This window comes from Flavobacterium succinicans, assembly GCF_001662485.1.
GTDB lineage: Bacteria > Bacteroidota > Bacteroidia > Flavobacteriales > Flavobacteriaceae > Flavobacterium > Flavobacterium succinicans_A.
Genome location: NZ_JMTM01000017.1, coordinates 515,137 through 532,581 on the forward strand (window position 1 = coordinate 515,137; position 17,445 = coordinate 532,581).

The 17,445-nt window shown below is 37.5% G+C and carries 10 protein-coding genes; 5 read left to right on the forward strand and 5 right to left on the reverse strand.

Going from position 1 to position 17,445, the window contains the following annotated elements; genetic code table 11:
* Positions 1 to 89: 89 nt before the first annotated feature.
* Positions 90 to 461 carry a DUF2809 domain-containing protein gene (locus tag FLB_RS04450; protein WP_064714743.1) on the reverse strand — a complete coding sequence of 124 codons (372 nt, stop codon included), beginning with the start codon at positions 459 to 461 and terminating at the stop codon, positions 90 to 92.
* Between the two features lie 5 nt (positions 462 to 466).
* On the reverse strand, positions 467 to 1,894 hold the full coding sequence (locus FLB_RS04455) for an L-serine ammonia-lyase (protein ID WP_064714744.1): 1,428 nt from the start codon (positions 1,892 to 1,894) through the stop codon (positions 467 to 469).
* A 283-nt stretch (positions 1,895 to 2,177) separates the two neighbouring features.
* Here FLB_RS04455 and FLB_RS04460 point away from each other — a divergent pair, with 283 nt between their 5' ends.
* The gene (locus FLB_RS04460; RefSeq protein WP_064714745.1) at positions 2,178 to 3,248 is read left to right on the forward strand and encodes an AI-2E family transporter; all 1,071 of its coding nucleotides are present in this window, start codon (positions 2,178 to 2,180) and stop codon (positions 3,246 to 3,248) included.
* A gap of 51 nt (positions 3,249 to 3,299) precedes the next feature.
* Here FLB_RS04460 and FLB_RS04465 read toward each other — a convergent pair whose 3' ends face one another.
* On the reverse strand, positions 3,300 to 4,241 hold the full coding sequence (locus FLB_RS04465) for a polyphosphate kinase 2 family protein (protein ID WP_064714746.1): 942 nt from the start codon (positions 4,239 to 4,241) through the stop codon (positions 3,300 to 3,302).
* A gap of 260 nt (positions 4,242 to 4,501) precedes the next feature.
* Here FLB_RS04465 and FLB_RS04470 point away from each other — a divergent pair, with 260 nt between their 5' ends.
* On the forward strand, positions 4,502 to 7,003 hold the full coding sequence (locus FLB_RS04470) for a M14 family zinc carboxypeptidase (RefSeq protein WP_064714747.1): 2,502 nt from the start codon (positions 4,502 to 4,504) through the stop codon (positions 7,001 to 7,003).
* Positions 7,004 to 7,435: 432 nt separating this feature from the next.
* Here FLB_RS04470 and FLB_RS04475 read toward each other — a convergent pair whose 3' ends face one another.
* Together FLB_RS04475 and FLB_RS04480 are read right to left on the reverse strand one after the other, a co-directional pair.
* Positions 7,436 to 9,724 (reverse strand): BamA/TamA family outer membrane protein, encoded by a 2,289-nt coding sequence (locus tag FLB_RS04475; RefSeq protein ID WP_064714748.1) that lies wholly within the window; start codon positions 9,722 to 9,724, stop codon positions 7,436 to 7,438.
* 238 nt (positions 9,725 to 9,962) lie between these two features.
* Positions 9,963 to 14,909, reverse strand: a complete 4,947-nt coding sequence (locus FLB_RS04480; protein ID WP_064714749.1) for a translocation/assembly module TamB domain-containing protein — start codon at positions 14,907 to 14,909, stop codon at positions 9,963 to 9,965.
* Between the two features lie 168 nt (positions 14,910 to 15,077).
* Between FLB_RS04480 and FLB_RS04485 the strand changes: the two genes are divergently transcribed.
* From FLB_RS04485 to FLB_RS04495, 3 genes are read left to right on the forward strand one after another with little or no spacing between them, the layout of a single operon-like run.
* Positions 15,078 to 15,299 carry a helix-turn-helix domain-containing protein gene (locus FLB_RS04485; protein ID WP_064714879.1) on the forward strand — a complete coding sequence of 74 codons (222 nt, stop codon included), beginning with the start codon at positions 15,078 to 15,080 and terminating at the stop codon, positions 15,297 to 15,299.
* Positions 15,296 to 16,402, forward strand: coding sequence for a DNA cytosine methyltransferase (locus tag FLB_RS04490; protein WP_064714750.1), 1,107 nt, complete (start codon positions 15,296 to 15,298; stop codon positions 16,400 to 16,402). Before FLB_RS04485 ends, FLB_RS04490 begins: the two co-directional genes overlap by 4 nt.
* Positions 16,402 to 17,373 carry a HaeIII family restriction endonuclease gene (locus FLB_RS04495; RefSeq protein WP_064714751.1) on the forward strand — a complete coding sequence of 324 codons (972 nt, stop codon included), beginning with the start codon at positions 16,402 to 16,404 and terminating at the stop codon, positions 17,371 to 17,373. The genes FLB_RS04490 and FLB_RS04495 overlap by 1 nt, the downstream gene beginning before the upstream one ends.
* Positions 17,374 to 17,445 lie beyond the last annotated feature (72 nt).

A 17,445-nucleotide genomic window follows, 5' to 3' on the forward strand; every position in this document is an offset into this window, starting at 1 on the left:
TCCACTGTATCTGTGTCGCTGAACCCCAGCGCCACAGGATGCCGTTCCCATCAGGGCTAGGGCAGTCGTTGCTTCGAGAAAGTTTAGGATTAAGTCACAATTCTTTCGATATAAAATCGGTCTACAGCATACGCTAACCCAATACCTATCGTGTAGCAGAACAAATCAATCCACAAAAAACCTTGTCCCAAGACATAATGTCCTAAAGTGGTTTCCCGAATCGCCACTAGTGCAGCGGCTGTACTAAGTTGTTGTATTTCTATTAAAAAGCAAAATAGTAAAGGAAGTCCAATTTGCCACGGTGTTTTGCTTTTCACAAACAGCCACCGAAAACCAAAATAGACCAATACGGCATACAAGATATCGCCTACAAACAAGGGAATACCCACTATTTTTCGAGAAGTAATTCCCAAAACAATCGTAAGAAGGGCAAGAATAAAGTATACGAAACGAGGTTTCATTTGTATTAACAATCCGCCATATTAACCGCTATAGCCAATCCACCCTCTGAGGTTTCTTTGTACTTTGAGTTCATATCTTTGGCCGTTTGCCACATCGTATCAATTACTTTATCTAAGGGAACTTTGGCGTTTTTAGAATCGGTTTCGAGTGCCAATTCCGCTGCGTTGATGGCTTTAATAGCACCCATCGTATTGCGCTCAATACACGGAATTTGAACCAAACCACCAATTGGGTCACAAGTTAAGCCCAAGTGGTGCTCCATCGCAATTTCGGCAGCCATTAATACTTGTGCTGGGGTTCCGCCCATTACTTCGCATAAAGCGCCCGCAGCCATAGCCGATGACACCCCAATTTCGGCTTGACAACCACCCATCGCGGCCGAGATAGTGGCTCCTTTTTTGAAAATACTTCCAATTTCGCCTGCTACCATCAAGAATTGTTTGATTTGTTTTTCGTCGGCTTGATGGTTTTCAATCACCATATAATACATCAATACGGCTGGAATAACGCCAGCACTTCCGTTGGTTGGCGCTGTTACTACGCGTCCCAAAGCGGCATTTACTTCATTTACCGCCAAGGCAAAACAGCTGACCCATTTTAGAATTTGACGAAATTTCACCTCGGTTTTACGAATTTCTTCCAACCAAGATTGTGGGGAATCATAATTCGATAATCCAATTAAGTTTTGATGCATATCAAAGGCTCTTCTGCGGACATTAAGTCCACCAGGCAATATGCCTTCCGAATGACAGCCAATGTACATACATTCTAACATCGTGTGCCAAATGCGTAATAGCTCACTATGCACTTCAGCTTCTGGTCGCATCGAAATCTCATTGGCATAGACAATTTCGGAGATGCTTTTGTTTTCTTTTTGGGTATAGTCTAGTAATTCTGCTGCATTGTTGATAGGGAAGGGGAAAGCACATTTTATAGCGACTTTCTTTTTGGCATTGCTACGCTCTTCTTTTACCACAAATCCGCCTCCAATGGAATAAAAAGTGGAAGTATATTCGGTTTCATTTTCAAAAAAAGCAGTAAAGGTTAATCCATTAGCGTGGAAAGGAAGAAACTCTTTATGAAAAACAATGTCTTGTAAAATATAAAAAGGAAGGGCTTTCTCGTTGCCCAATTGAATCAAATGATTGTTTTCAATAGCTTTGATGATGCCGTCAATATCTTGTACTGGAATGTACTCTGGGTCTTGACCACTTAAACCTAGCATCACGGCCAAATCGGTGGCGTGTCCTTTTCCTGTCAAAGACAACGAACCGTACAAATCTACTTTTACTCTAGTGATACTTTCCAAATCAAAATCCAGACGTAATTCTTCAAGGAAACGTTCGGCAGCACGCCAAGGCCCTAAGGTGTGAGAACTTGATGGCCCTACGCCAATCTTTAACATATCGAAAACAGAAATGCATTCTTCCATAAGTATAGAGTAAAATTTGTAAAACAAAGATATAGGAATCAATGTTAAATCTGCAAAATTTTATACTGAAATAAGTGTTCAATTATTGAATTCTTTTTAAATGTGAATCAAATTAATTATTTATTAATATTCAGTTAAATCGGTGAACTGTTTAATGAGATAGCTGTTTCAATATCGGTGATCTTTCTCGGCCTCCTTACGAGTTTAAAGGTAATTTTAATGCAAATTCGAAAGGGGAAAATAATTTAAATTGATATATTTACTTTTATAAAATAAACAACACATGGAAGAGCAGCATTCAGATTTTAAAGAAAATAAATTCGAAAAAATAACCGATATCATCATCCGATTGGGGATGCTTTTTTTAATTGTGTTTTGGTGTTTTTCTATTTTAAAGCCGTTTATATTGTTATTAATTTGGGCAGTGGTTATCGCTATTGCAATGTATCCCATTTATTTATCGGCGGTAAAATTGTTTAGAGGTAGAACCAAAACGCCTATCGTTTTGTTGACCCTTTTACTTTTGAGTTTAATAATTATACCTAGTATTTTGGTAACCGAATCACTCTATGAAGGTATCCGCTATTTGACCTTAAATTATCAAGCTGGAGAACCAATCATTCCGCCACCCAATGAAACTACAGCCAATTGGCCTTCTTTTACTAGACCTATTGTAGAGATTTGGCAGCATGCTTCGGATAATCTTCAAGAAACGGTATTGAAATATTCTGAGGAAGTGACAACAGTTGGCTCTTGGATATTATCTGCCTTTGCGGGCATTGGAAAAGGAATTTTACAATTTAATTTATCTATTATCATAGCAGGATTTTTATTGGCTTTTTCAGAAAATTTAAAAGTCATTTCTAGTAAAGTATTCTATAAATTGGCGGGAGAAAACGGGGAGCATTTTTCCACTATTACTGTCACGACCATTCAAAATGTGGTCAAAGGATTCTTAGGAGTTGCCGTAATACAAGCGGTTATGGCTGGTATCGGCTTTTTTGTTGCGGGTGTGCCATTTGCTGGTTTATGGTCAGTGGCTTGTTTGGTTTTGGCGGTGGTTCAAATTGGAATAGGACCTATCGCAATTCCAGTTGCCATTTATATGTTTTCGGTATCAGATACTACCACGGCAACTTTATTATCGATTTGGTTATTGATTACGCTTTTGGCAGACAATGTGCTTAAACCTATTTTGTTGGGTAAAAATGCACCAGTTCCAATGCCTGTGGTTTTTTTAGGTGCGATTGGTGGTTTTATGTTGAGTGGTTTTTTAGGGCTTTTTTTAGGCGCAGTGATTCTGACTATTGGTTATAAATTATTTTTGGTTTGGTTAGATACCGAAAATCAATAAAAAAAAATCCTTTGCCAAGACAGTTATCGGACTTGGCAAAGGAACTTCAATTTATTCTTCTAGCAAAGCCTTTCTAATTTCTTGCAATTCGGCTACTTTTTCTGGACTTACTCTAGGGTATTCTAATCCCATTTCATCCAAAGCATTGATAATGGCCGAAGCAATGACAATACGCGCATACGATTTATTATCTGCAGGCACCACATACCATGGAGCGTGCGTGGTGGTTGTTTTTTGAATCAAATCTTGATAGGCATTCATATAGTCGTCCCAAAAAACTCTTTCTTTGGCATCGGATGTACTGAATTTCCAGTTTTTATCTTGGTCGTCAATGCGTTCTATGAAACGTTTTTTTTGTTCTTCTTTGGATACATTCAAGAAAAATTTAATCACGATAGTTCCATTACGATTCAGGTATTTTTCAAAATTGCGAATGTCTTCAAAACGTTCCTCCCAAATCGATTCTGTAACCAATTCTTGTGGAAGTTTTTGAGCTTTCAGAATTTGTTCATGCACACGAACGACCAATACTTCTTCATAATACGAACGATTGAAAATACCAATTCGACCTCGTTCAGGTAAATGTTTTTGGCAACGCCAAAGAAAATCATGGTCCAATTCTTCGGAACTTGGTGCTTTGAAAGAAGAGACTTGACACCCTTGTGGATTCACGCCCGAAAGTACATGCTTGATGGCGCCATCTTTTCCAGCGGCATCCATCGCTTGAAAAATGAGTAATAACGACCATTTGTCCTGCGCATATAGAATTTCTTGCATATCAGCCAAAGCGTCGACACCAAGAGCTAATATTTTAGCCAATTTTTTGTTACTAATATCAACCACCATATCGGTTTTGTATTCCGATAGTTGAAAAGGAGCTTCTTCAGGCACTTTAAATTGAGCTGAAAATTGTTTGGCTCTTTCGATTCGTTCTTTTGGATTTAATTTTTCAAAAAGGAGCTTCTTTTTCTTTGGTTTTTCTTCTTTGCTCATGAATGTCTGATTTTGGAAAGTTTTTTAAGTGGCAGTTTTTCAATGGTTTCACTCAAATTTACTTTTTTTATTTGTTGTGTGAAAATAAATGTATGTTGATTATTGTTCATTGTAATTTTTTTAAATATTGAGCACTAGTATTCTTTTATAGATTTCTAATTTAAAAGGTGTTCAAATTTGAGTGATGAGTTAGTTGGTAATTTATTTAGGTCAATACCATAGGTTTCCCTATTTTTGAATTCTAATTAACCAAAACTAGTATGAAGAAACTAATTCTATCTTTATTTTTAGCCAGTACTGTTTGGGTTTCGGCCCAAGTAAAAAGTCCTTCTCAGTTCATTCCTGATTATGGTCAACACATTACTTTTTACCATCAAGTTGAAGATTATTTTGAGCATTTGGTAGCGCAAACGCCCTACATCAAACCGTATAGATACGGCCAAACGGCGGAGCACCGCAACTTGAATGTGTATTTTATCTCTACTCCTGAGAATTTAGCGAATTTGGAGCAAATCCGATTGAACAATTTAGCTTCCATTGGTATGGCACCCAATCAATCCAAAACGGTAGGGGATAAATTAATTGTTTGGTTGAGTTTCAACGTTCACGGAAACGAATGGGCGGGAACCGAAAGTGCTTTGACTGTTGCCTACGAATTGACCAATCCAGAGAATAAAACGACCAAAGAATGGTTGAAAAATACTGTGGTAATTCTTGACCCTTGTGTGAATCCTGATGGGTATTCAAGATACGGAAATTGGTTGCATGAAATCGCTGGAAAACAAACACATCCGGGTATTACCGATAGAGAGCACATGGAAGAATGGCCTGGTGGACGCTACAATCACTATCTTTTTGATTTGAATAGAGATTGGGCTTGGCAAACCCAAAAAGAAAGCCAGCAACGTATTGCTTTGTACAACCAATGGATGCCGCAAGTGCATACAGACGTTCACGAGCAAGGCTATAATTCACCTTACTTTTTTCCACCTTCTGCGGAGCCTTTGCATGAGTTTATTGAGCCGTATCAAAAAGATTTTCATGCTTTGTTAGGAAAAAACATATCGGCTAAATTCGATGCTCAAAATTGGTTGTACAACACTAGCGAGCGTTTCGATTTGTTTTACCCAAGTTATGGAGATACGTATCCAACGTACAACGGTGCTGTAGGAATGACAATAGAGCAAGGCGGAATTGGTGCTGGAAGAGATGTGATGCTGGAAAACGGCGCGAATCTCACCATCAAAGACCGTTTGACACATCACGCAACAACGGTTTTAACGATAGTGGAATCGGCTGCTTCTCAAGTGGAACCTTTGTTGAAAGGATTTAGAGGGTTTATGAATACTTCTAGAAAAACCATGAAAGGGAAGTATGCAACTTATGTAATGAAAAGCAATCCTAAATTAGAGCAATTGGCCGATTTGTTGCAAAAAAACAAAATCGAATTTTCGTATGCCGATGCCAAACAATCAGCAAGTGGTTTTAATTACCAAACGAAAAAAGAGAACAGCTTTACCATCGAGCCTAATGATATGATTGTAAAAGTAGACCAACAAAAAGCCGTTTTTGCTCAAATTTTGTTCGAACCCAATCACAAACTGAATGATAGTTTGTCTTATGACATTACGGCTTGGGCGTTGCCATTGGCGTATGGTGTAGAAGGGTATGCTTTGAAAAATGCTATCAATATCAAAACAAAACCTGCGATAGAAACGACTTCATCTTCTATACCCAGTTCAGTGTATGCGTTTCATATTCCTTGGAACAACCGTATTTCGGCTCAAGTGGTAGCATTATTACACCAAAGAGGCATCAAAGTACGTTCAGCGATGAAACAAGCTATTTTTGGAAGTACTACTGTAGCACCTGGGGGGATAATCGTGAGCAAAGGCGATAACCCAAAGGTGGTTGATTTTGAAAAAGTAGTGGGTGAAATCGTTAAAAAGAAATCGGATTTTTCTATGCTGTCTTCTGGGTATTCAAAAAATGCTAGAGATTTAGGAGGAGAAAACTTCCCGTTGTTGACAGCTCCTAAAATCTTATTTTTATCAGGACGAGGAGTTAATTCAACTGATTTTGGATCGGTTTGGTTTTATTTAGAAGAGACCATTGGCTATCCTGTAAGCATTGTAGATGTGGATCGTTTCCGAAGAGTGAAATTGCAAGAATTCAACACCTTGATTTTGGCAGATGGCAATTATGATTTCTCTGATGGGGAACAAAAACACATCAACGAATGGGTGAGTAGTGGTGGAAAAATCATTGCTATGAACGGAGCTTTGGATATTTTTGATGGGAAAGATGGTTTTGCATTAAATGCTCACGCGACCGATGATGACAAGCAAAAAGCAGAAAAAACCGCTAAAGAAAAAGAATTGAAAAAACGATTCTTAGATTCAGCGAACGAAGAGCGTCGTTCCATGTCGGATGCTATACCAGGTGCGATTATCGAAAATGTATTGGATGTTACTCATCCGATGGCATTTGGTTTAGGTAAAAAATATTTCAGTTTAAAAACCGATAGCCGTCATTATGCTTTATTGAAAAACGCTTCAAATATCGCGTATGTTCCTAAAGGCTACAAAAGCTATGGTTTCGTAGGTCACGAAATTGGTAAAGAATTACCCGAAACGGTAAATTTCGCCATAGACTACAAAGGGTCTGGAAAAGTGATTTATATGGTAGATAACCCATTGTTTAGAGCTTTTTGGGAAAACGGAAATTTACTCTTTAGCAATGCTTTGTTCTTGGTGAACTAACCGTCTAATAATGAAACTACAAAGCGCGATTCTTAGGATCGCGCTTTTTTTATGGTTATTTTTTTGACACAGATTACACAGATTTTCACAGATTAAAGATTAGAAAAGCTTTGCGTCCCTTGCGTAAACCTTTGCGAACTTTGCGGTTAAGGTTTTGACACAGATTACACAGATTTACACAGATTTTTAAAAAAAACCTTGCGACCCTTGCGTAACCCTTTGCGCTCATTGCGGTTAAGCTTGTAGACACAGATTTTCACAGATTAAAAGGTAAAAAACTATGCGTTCCTTTTTACTAAGCTATAATACACTACAACTTATATGAATCTTATATGTTTTAAAAAGCCGTTTAATTATTTGCGACCCTTGCGTAACCCTTTTGCGAACTTTGCGGTTAAATTTTGTTAAGTTTTTCCAGCTTTTCAACAAACATTAAAACGGATACCCAATAGCCAAATTAAAAATCAAGTTCTCTTTTCTCCAAGCACCACTCCCCAAGTTGATTTGGTCAATAACCCAACGCTTGCCTTCAGGAAGATAAGGCTTACGAAGCGGGAAAGCAAAATCCGTTCGAAGTATCAAAAAATTAAAGTCAAAACGCAATCCAAGTCCAGCGCCGACGGCCATTTCTTTCATAAAGTTTTTAGAAAATTTGGCTCCTGGTTTGTCTTTGTTTTCATTGAGCAACCAAATATTCCCCGCATCGATAAAAGCAGCTCCTTTCACAAAACTAAATAAGGTAGTTCGGTATTCAGTATTGAGTTCGATTTTGATATCTCCTGATTGATCCGCCAAAAAACCATCGGTATTTATCGCTTCATCTAAATAACTTCCCGGACCAATAGAACGTGCTCTAAAGGCTCGAATACTGTTGGTTCCTCCAATAAAAAACTGTTTGATAAAAGGCATTTCTTTAGAATTCCCAAAAGGCAAAGCGGTTCCGACTATAATTCGACTGGCCAATTGTGTTTCTTTTCCTAATTTTAAAAAATGGCGGAATTCATTTTCGATTTTTACATATTGACTGAAAGGCACTCCAAAGACTTTTAACGTATCTTTTTTATCGATGTTGGCACCAGCAATCAAGCCAGTAACCGCAGCCGATAGGTCTACCGTACCTTTGTAATAGATGGTGTTTTTCTTTCTATTCTGAGTCGTGTTGGAATAGGTGTAAGAGTAAGTAGGGCCAAAAATTAGCTGGCGTTCAATCACTTTACCCAATGAGGGATTGAGTTTTATTTCATCGAGGTACAATTGCGTTACATTTTGAGGTCGGGCAAAAATGACTTCAGCGATGTTTAAGGTATGTTCTCTTCGAGCATTTTCTTTCCAGTTGTACCCAAATAGCGCTTTAAACGTTTGCAGCCTATACAATTGCTGACGATCTTGAAATTCATAGCCCAAAGTTGCCTTGGTTTTTGGAGTAAAGCGATTGCTCATTTTGAATTGGATTGGAGAAATCATTCTCGGCCAAATCAAATTGGCTTCGGTACCAATGCGGAACACGTTATAGCCATTATTTTGCCCTGAAATTTGTACTTCATATCCGCCAAAAATTGAAATCGAAATCAGTTCGGCACCTCTGAACGTATTACGGTGGCTCCAATTGGCATTCAATTCTGTTCCTTGATAATTTGCAGAATTGCTTTTGGCTAAAACTTCAAAACGCAATGATTTTTTTTCTAAAGGAGATAAGTAGTAAAAGGCATCTAAATAATTGCCTTCTATCAACGAAGGCTGAAATTCATTTTTAACCAATTTAAAAACATCTAAATTCACCAAGCGATTTAAGGATAGATTGTGATTGGTACGGTTGTATGCATCTCCTTTTTTGAAGTACAATGCACGGTCAAAAACTTTGGGTTTGAACAGCGAATCGCTGTCTACGATTGAAAAATCTTTGTATTGGATTACTGCTTTTTTGGAGGCACTTATCGTATCGGATCCCAAGGTGTAATTAGGATAAATTACAATTTGGTTGATTTTGTAAATAAATCGGGCACGGGCGGGTGTTTCCTCTTTTACTTTTATAATCAAATCGACTTCTTGTTGGGCTACGGTTGAGTCCACTTGAATTTTTAAATATTCGGGACTGAAGTAATAAAACCCTAATTCTTTTAAGCGTTCGTCGATACGGATGCGCTCTTCTTTTATGGTTTCTAGGCTGTAGGTATTGCCGATTTTTAGCAAACTTCTTCTTTCGGTACTGCTAATGGCTTTGGACAAATCCGAAGAATCTTTTTGGAATACCACTTTTTTGATGCGGTATTGTTTTGAAGGTGTGACGGTGTAAACGGCCTGAATGGTTTTGCCTTTTATAATCGTATCTGCTTTGGTTTTTGCATTGAAAAAACCCTTGTTTTCCAAATAATTTTGGAGTACTAAGCGATTGTATTCGGGATCGAGTTTGGTGTTCAAAACGGGTGGTTCACCTACTTTGGTGCGCAACCAATTCCGCCATCCTTTTTCGGTTTTGGGTGTTCCTGCCAGATTGTAAATGGATAGTTTTGGATAAATGCCTAAGAAAGATTGATTGGGAATCGGACGTACTAAAGCATTCAATTCTGTAGCCAATGCTTTTTTTTCTTTTGAGCTGCTTGGTCCTTCAACCGTTACTTTGGCACCCGTATACAGCAATTCGCCCTCTGCTAGATTTTTAGTAGAAGAACAGCTTTGAAGCCCGATGGCGACAAGCAAAATGAATACTATTTTGTGATGCATTTTCACTGTACTTTGGTTTTGATTCCTTATTTACTTAACGGTTGCTATTATTTTTAACCACACTTCGATGCCTCAGTGCAGGCTAGAGACATAGAAGTTTTAGTTTTAAAAGAGAAAAAAGACGTTTTACTATTCACATAGTTGTTCTATGTGTGAAATAATGTTATTGCTATTTATTCTTTTTTTATTTAGGTTTAATCTATGATTCTATGTGGTTTGTTTTAATTTCAACTACTGTTTATTTACTTCTCTGAAACAACTCTTTAAATTTATTGTAATCCATCGTAATGATGAAAGAAACGCCTGTTTCAACTACTTCTCCTTGAAGGGCTACTTGGTATTTGTTTACTCGATACCCTCTTATTTTGTAACGACCGTCTTTTGTGATTTGGTAATCGATAGAAACATCGCCTGCAATATTGGTGGCTTTTTCATTGGCTTGTTGGCTGCCTTCCAATTCGAAACTACTCCCTACAGTGACTTTTACGCGGTCATTGAATAGTTTTTTGGATACGCCTACATTCAAATCGGTTTTGTTTTCTTTTTGTCCAGTAGAGTAATCATCGGTGGATTGTAAATCAAAATTCAATTCGACACCTTTGATTAAATTGCCAGCAAAGTTGTTCAACTGATTGGATAAAATTTTACTCGCACTACCTCTTGCCATTGATTCTGCCGAAAAACCTGATTCGCTCGACAATGGATTTTCGCCTAAGAAATTACCAAAGAGTAATAAGGAAAGAATTTGTTTGTTCATTTCATTCGGGTCTTGGCGTAATTGCGCCAATTTGGCTTTGGTTTTGCTAATTACTTTCGAGGAAACCGAAGTATTGTCGGGCAATATAATATCAAAAACAATTTCGGGTTTCATAATTTCGCCCGTCATTTTCAGCTCGGTTTCAAACGGGATTTTCTCTTTATAGGTGTTTTTTTCTGCCTCTGAAACACTGCCAATTTGGTTTAACACCAAGTCAATAGGTGCCGTTTTGACTTTGTACACTGCGGTAATATTGATGTCGGCTTCCAAAGGTTCGCCTTTCCATAACATGTAGCTTCCTTTTTTGATGTCGAATTTCTTTTTGATGGAACTGAACGTCATTTCATATTGTCCTTCTTCTATCTCATATTTTCCGGTCAAATTAGTTTTTCCGGAGGCGTCAATACCACCGTTTAAGTTGGCCGTTCCTTTTACTTTTACAAAATCGCCCGTAGTTTTATCAATAATCATTGTTAGTTCGGCGTCTTTGTTTACCGTAATATCCACTGATGCATTGATGCCCATAATGTCGCTTTGACTGGCTTTTTCATCCCCTTTTAAAGTAGTTGCCAGGGCAGGATGGTCTTGGTCGATAAACTCAACAATGCCTTCTCTGTCGGCTATTGAGGGGTCGGATTGTGGGACAACAATAGTAAATTTGGTGTCTTTATTGACCTTTACTTTTCCCGTGACGATTGGTTGGTTCATTGTTCCTTTGATGGCTATTTGATTGTCTAAGAACAATTCGCCATAGAACAATTCGTTGTCTTTGGCTTTCGAATTGATGGCTTTGAAATTTTCGGCATTAATGGCCAAATCAAAACCAATGTTGTTGAATGCAGAGGTGTCAAGGTTGCCATCGATAGTTAAATCATTTCCTTTTTCGTCTTTGATGGTGAACTTTTTGAAGATCATTTTTTGATTGTCAACAATAATAGCGTCATTAATGGAATTGAAGTTCGCATTGAGTTGTTTGACATTGAATCCCACATCGTTGAACTGTAATTGCCCTGTCAAATTGGGAGTTGCGCTGGTTCCTGAAATATCGAAATTACCTGATAAAAATCCGGTGCTTTTCGTTAGTCGCCCCATAGAAAAGCCTTGAATACTTTTCATATTGAGTTTTTCGATGGCCAATTTCATATCGAAATTATCGCTTTGGCTACTAAAAGTCCCGTCTAGCTTTACGTCATTTTCTTGACCTGTGAGGGCTACGTGCGTATCGTATTCGTTTTCTCTTTCGTTTTTAATTTGAATCACAAAATCGCCCACAGCTTCTTTTTTGAAAGTAAAGGCATCGATTTTTATGTCCGAGGTGAAAAGCGGTTGCGTCGCTATGTTTTTGACCACAGCCGTTCCGTTGATTTTTCCGCTCATTTGCCAATCGTCTTTTTCGACCATACTACTTAGCGTTTGGATGTCGAAATTTTCAAATGCCAAAGCGATAGGTGCATTGGCGTTTGGCGTTTGCGATTGCACACTAATACTGCTTCCTTCGTGTTCTAATTTGAAATCCGAAAGAATCAATCCTTTGGGCGTCGAAACGATTTGATTGTTTTCTGGCAATTGCCAAGTTTCGTAATTCAGCAAGGCGTTTTTATCCAAGTGGAGCAAAGTATTGCCTTGACTGGTTTTTACATTTCCAGCAAGAAAATAGCGCTCTTTGTCTTTGTTGTCTTTAAGTTGCAAGGCATAATCGATTTGATTGTTGGCTACTTTTCCAGAGAGTAAAGTAAAAGGCAATTGCATTTGTGGATTTTGAATATCATCAATGGTTACGCTATAGTTCAGCGCATTGTCATTAGTAGCAATGTTCAAATTGGCATTGGTGATGGTTTGATTGCCATACACTAGTTTTGGCATTTTTCCTGTAACTGCAATCGAATCGTTTACCGAATTATAACGCCCAGAAAACTGAATAGGTGCCAATTCCTTTACCTCGGGCAATAACTGGGCAAATAACGGACTCTCTTTGGTATTGAGCGTAAAGCTGAATTGTTGCGGAGCCGTTGTTTTTCTTTTAGCTTTTGGTGCCGTATTGTAATAATGCGCTATCGAGTTTTGTAAAGCTGTTGCCAATTGGATAATCTTAAACGGTCCTTCCGCAGTGGCATTCATAAAGTTAGAATGCAAGAGCAATTCGGTTTTTTCTTTATTGGATACCGCTTTAAATTGAATAGAATCTACTGGGAATGCTCCTTTTTCGTTGGTAACTACGAGTTGATGAGCGACTACCGTTCCGTTAAGTCGGTCCAAATCGGCGGAAAGGATATTGGCATCCACTTCTCCTTTTAGCTTTAAAGGGCCTGCGTGAAGGTTTAGTTTTTCTAAATCGGCGATGTCCAAATGAAGTTTTACGTTTCCTTTTGGCGTTTTACCGTTCATCCCTCCATTTCCTGTCAAAGTAAAAGTCAAATTGGGGTCGTTCGCATCCATTGTGGCTTCAAAAAGCCCTTGTTTCATTGCGCCATTCCAACTCAAATTTTGATAGGTGTACTTGTTGTACATCAGTTTAGATACCGTTCCCGTACTTACAATTGTTGCTGTTTTGGGGTCCAATCCCGTTCCTTTTACTCGGAGGCGACTACTCATTTTCCCCAACTCCTTATTCTGAATCAAACGACCGATATCAAAATTCATCAACTCGGCTTGGGCGTCGTAGCGTTCTTTGTTTTTTTGACGTTGGTCGAAGGTGGCTTTTACTTTGGCTTTGCCAAAACTACTATTCAGCACCACATCGGTAAAAAAGGAATGAATCGTTCCTTTGAAACTTCCTTTTCCGTTAAGCTGATTGGGCAAGCTAAGGTTCGAAGGCAAACTTCCTTTGGGAGCGAATTGCTTAATATCTTGTGCCGATGATTCAAAATTTTGAATGGCGATGTCGAATCGGGCTTGGTCTACATTGGGTAAGCCAACGATAGAACCACTCGCTTGCAATTTGGTTTTGCCAATGCCGCTCACTTCGAGATTGGGAATTTCGATGCGATTCAGTTTGCCCGAAACGGTACTGTTAATCAGCAAAATTCCTTTAGGATTACTCGCAAACGGATTGGTATTGGCGAGTTGTGGCGCCAATAAAAGCACCTCTTTGAAACCCAACTGACTCTTTTTTAGATTCGCCTTTACGGATAGCTCACCCGGGTTTTTACTTAGAGCCGCTATAGAAGGATAGCCCAAAAGCACTTGGTTGCGCAAAAGGGTTTGAGGTGTTTTGAGGTACAGCTTTTTCAAATAGCTGTTTTTGGGGCCATAGAAAAAGTCGGTGGAGAGGGAATCTATGACCAAACCACTTTGTTCTTTTCCTGCAAAAGAAGCTACGTTGACCGCAATCGATTCGGGTTTGTAATGAAAATTATTCGCTTTGAGATGGGCTTTTTTGAGTTGGATATGGTTGTAATCCAATCCTTTTGCTAGACGGTTAAAGTTGTCATTGTCAAACTGAAAAAACAGTTGAGCGACATCGGTTTGATTGATTTTTACTTCCCATTGGTTCGGTTTTTCGGCGGGGTTGGTGAGGTTGGGAGCTGCAATCTTATTCACTTTGCCCAAAGCTACGGCACCTCTTAGGTTTTCGAAATTCAGGGTGTTGATGACCACGAGTTCATTGGCCAAATCAATCAAATCTATTTTGGTGTACCAGCGTTTGAAGGAAACATGGGCTTTGGTTTTTTGAACGGATTCTAAGTAATCGAGTTGTACTTTTCGAATATCCATTTCGCCCAATTTGATTTTCCAAACGGGTGTGGTAGCCGCAGCCCTTTTGTTGGACACTACCGTTTTGGGAGTTGCTTTTAGGGCTTGAGATACGTCTGCGGTGAGTCCAGTGACTTTGATTTTGGGTAGGTCGATTTCTTGTTTTTCTAAATCGAAGGCTTGGAATTCGGTGTCGAAATGTTTGAGTTTGAGTGTGGCTTTGATGGGCGCTTTGGCATCATTGTATACGAAACGTATTTGGTTCAGCTTGATTTTATGCAGCACGATAGCCATAGGTTCCGAAGGCTCTTCTTCTGGTTTTTCTGGAGCAGCAAACGCTTGGGTGATGTAATCAAAATTGAAAGTGCCTTGACGGTTACGGTCAATTTTGGCAGTAATACCCTCTAGTGTAATGCTGTTTAACGTTAGTTGGTTGCTCATCAAATCGACTAGGCTAAAATCGACTACAAGGTGTTGTCCTGCCAGTAAAGTGTCTTTCTTTTGGTCGGACAAATACAAGCCGTGCAGTTGTATGGGTTGAAAAAGCCCAAACGAAAGCGAGTCAATTTGCACTTTGGTTTTGATTTTTTGGTGTAGGTAATCGACCGCTTGGTCTTTGGCGAAACGTTGTACAAAAGGCAAATGCAGCGCTATACCCAAAACCAATAGCAAGAGGACAGCCCCCAAGACTATTTTGCGTACCACCGAAATACTTTTTTGGATATTAGGTTTCAAACGTTCGATTTTAGCATAAAAGTAGCTTTTTTAAAACAAAGTAGCAAGTGGCGGGTTGGGGAGGAGGGATTTTGGTTACTTTATGAAGTATAATTTGTTAACAACTAACGGCGCTTTGCTTACGATAGTATGCAGTACAATTGTAGGCATAAAAGTATTTTTAGAAACATGAATATTAAAGAAAAAATAGGAGACAAAGTCAAGATTCTCAGGCTAGAAAAGGATATTACCATTGAGTATTTAGCCAACATTTCTGATGTTGATAGAAATTATATCTCAGATATAGAAAAAGGGAAACGAAATGTTTCAGTAGAGATTTTAGAAAAAATAGTTGTTGCACTTGAAACAGATTTAGCAACATTCTTTAATGATAAAAAGTTTAAAAGATGAAAGTCGATAAATTAAAAGTAGTTTCTTTCTTTGCGGGTGCAGGTGGTTTAGATTTAGGATTTGAAAATGCTGGATTTGATGTTGTATGGGCTAATGAATATGATAAGCAAATTTGGGCAACTTATGAGAAAAACCATAAAAATACAGTATTAGATAGAAGAAGTATTGTAGATATACCATCAAGTGAAGTGCCAGATTGTGATGGTATAATTGGTGGTCCACCATGTCAAAGTTGGTCTGAAGCTGGTTCCAAAAGAGGAATAGCTGATAAAAGAGGGCAACTTTTTTATGAGTTTATTAGAATTCTTGCTGATAAACAGCCTAAATTTTTTTTAGCAGAAAATGTTTCGGGTATGTTGTTACCTACACACAGGGATGCATTAAATAATATAAAACAAATGTTTACTGATATTGGATATGAATTATCATTTCAATTATTAAATGTTTCTGATTATGGGGTTCCTCAAGACAGAAAACGTGTTTTTTTTATTGGTTATAGAAAGGATTTAGGAATTAAGTTTTTATTTCCTAAGCCTACAACAATTGAAAAGAAAGTTACTTTAGAAAATGTAATAAGTGATTTAAAAGATAATGTTTTACCAGCAAGAACGGGTAATTTTACTAATGGTTCAGATTGTAAGATTTCAAATCACGAATACATGATTGGAGGTTTTTCATCTATGTTTATGTCAAGAAATAGAGTGAGGTCATGGGATGAGGTTTCTTTTACAATTCAGGCTGGTGGTAGACATGCTCCCTTACATCCTCAGGCTCCTAAAATGAAATTTATTGAGCAAAATATTCGTGAATTTGAAAAGAATAAGGAGCATCTATATAGAAGATTAAGTGTGCGTGAATGTGCTCGTATACAAACTTTTCCAGATACTTTTTCTTTTGAGTATTCTAATGTAGTTGCTGGTTACAAAATGATAGGTAATGCTGTTCCAGTGCAAATTGGTAAAATTTTGGCAGAGAAAATTTTTCTTGATTTAAGTGCAATTGAGGATTTGAAGGATGATAACAGAAAATTTACAAATAGTGATATAAATGGAAATATTGTCCGTGACAAAATGAATGAAATAATTAAAACTATATCAGCATAATGATAAAAAAATCTATACAAACAATTAACGGAAAAGCATTCGAGTATTCACTTTTGAACCAATTTCATGTTAGACTTAAAGATTTAACTAAAGTTGTAATTATTGAAAACGATTCTTATAAAACAGCTTTTAAATGTTTTGATAGTTTTAATGAAACCGAACAAAGTCATTATAATCTTGTAGCAAGTTTTGCAGTTAATTTTCTTCTAGATATAGAACCCAGATTGTCAAATGGTATCGATTCTTCTGATATTTTAGAACTTGAAGTAGTAGCTGATAAAGCAGGACAGTTTGGAGATGTAAGAGATGTATTGGCTATTCGTTCTTTACAAAAATGGGAGATTGGAATTTCAGCCAAAAATAATCATAGAGCAGTTAAACATTCTAGATTATCTAATGATATAGATTTTGGTTTGAAATGGTTAGGTATTCCTTGTTCATCTGATTACTTTAATGAAATAAAACCGATTTTTGATAAACTGGCTGAGATTAGAACCTCTAGTAAATCTAAGCAAAAATGGGATACTTTAGGTGATTACCATACTTCGGTTTATGTTCCAGTATTAGATGCTTTTAAAAAAGAATTATTGAGGTTGGATAAAGAAAATCAAGGTATAGTTGCAGAGAAGTTAATAAGTTATTTGGTTGGTAATCAAGATTTTTATAAAGTAATCAAAGGAAAGAACAAAGTAGAAATTCAAGCTTATAATTTGCATGGTACATTAAATTTACCATTTGAGAATATTAAACCAAAAGCTAAAGTTCCAAAATTGAAGTTGCCCAATCGATTAATTGAGGTTGTTTATCAGGATAATTCTAAAACCACTCTAATTGTTACTCTGAGTGAAGGATGGCAAATTTCATTTCGTATTCATAATGCTAGCTCAAGAATAGAACCTTCTTTAAAGTTTGATATTAATTTAGTTTCTGCTCCACATTCATTATTCACTAATCAATTGTTTATAGGATAATTATTTTTAATTAAACTGATATTTTTTTTGCTGTCTTATGATAAATCTCAATTCTATCAACTACCGGTCTTT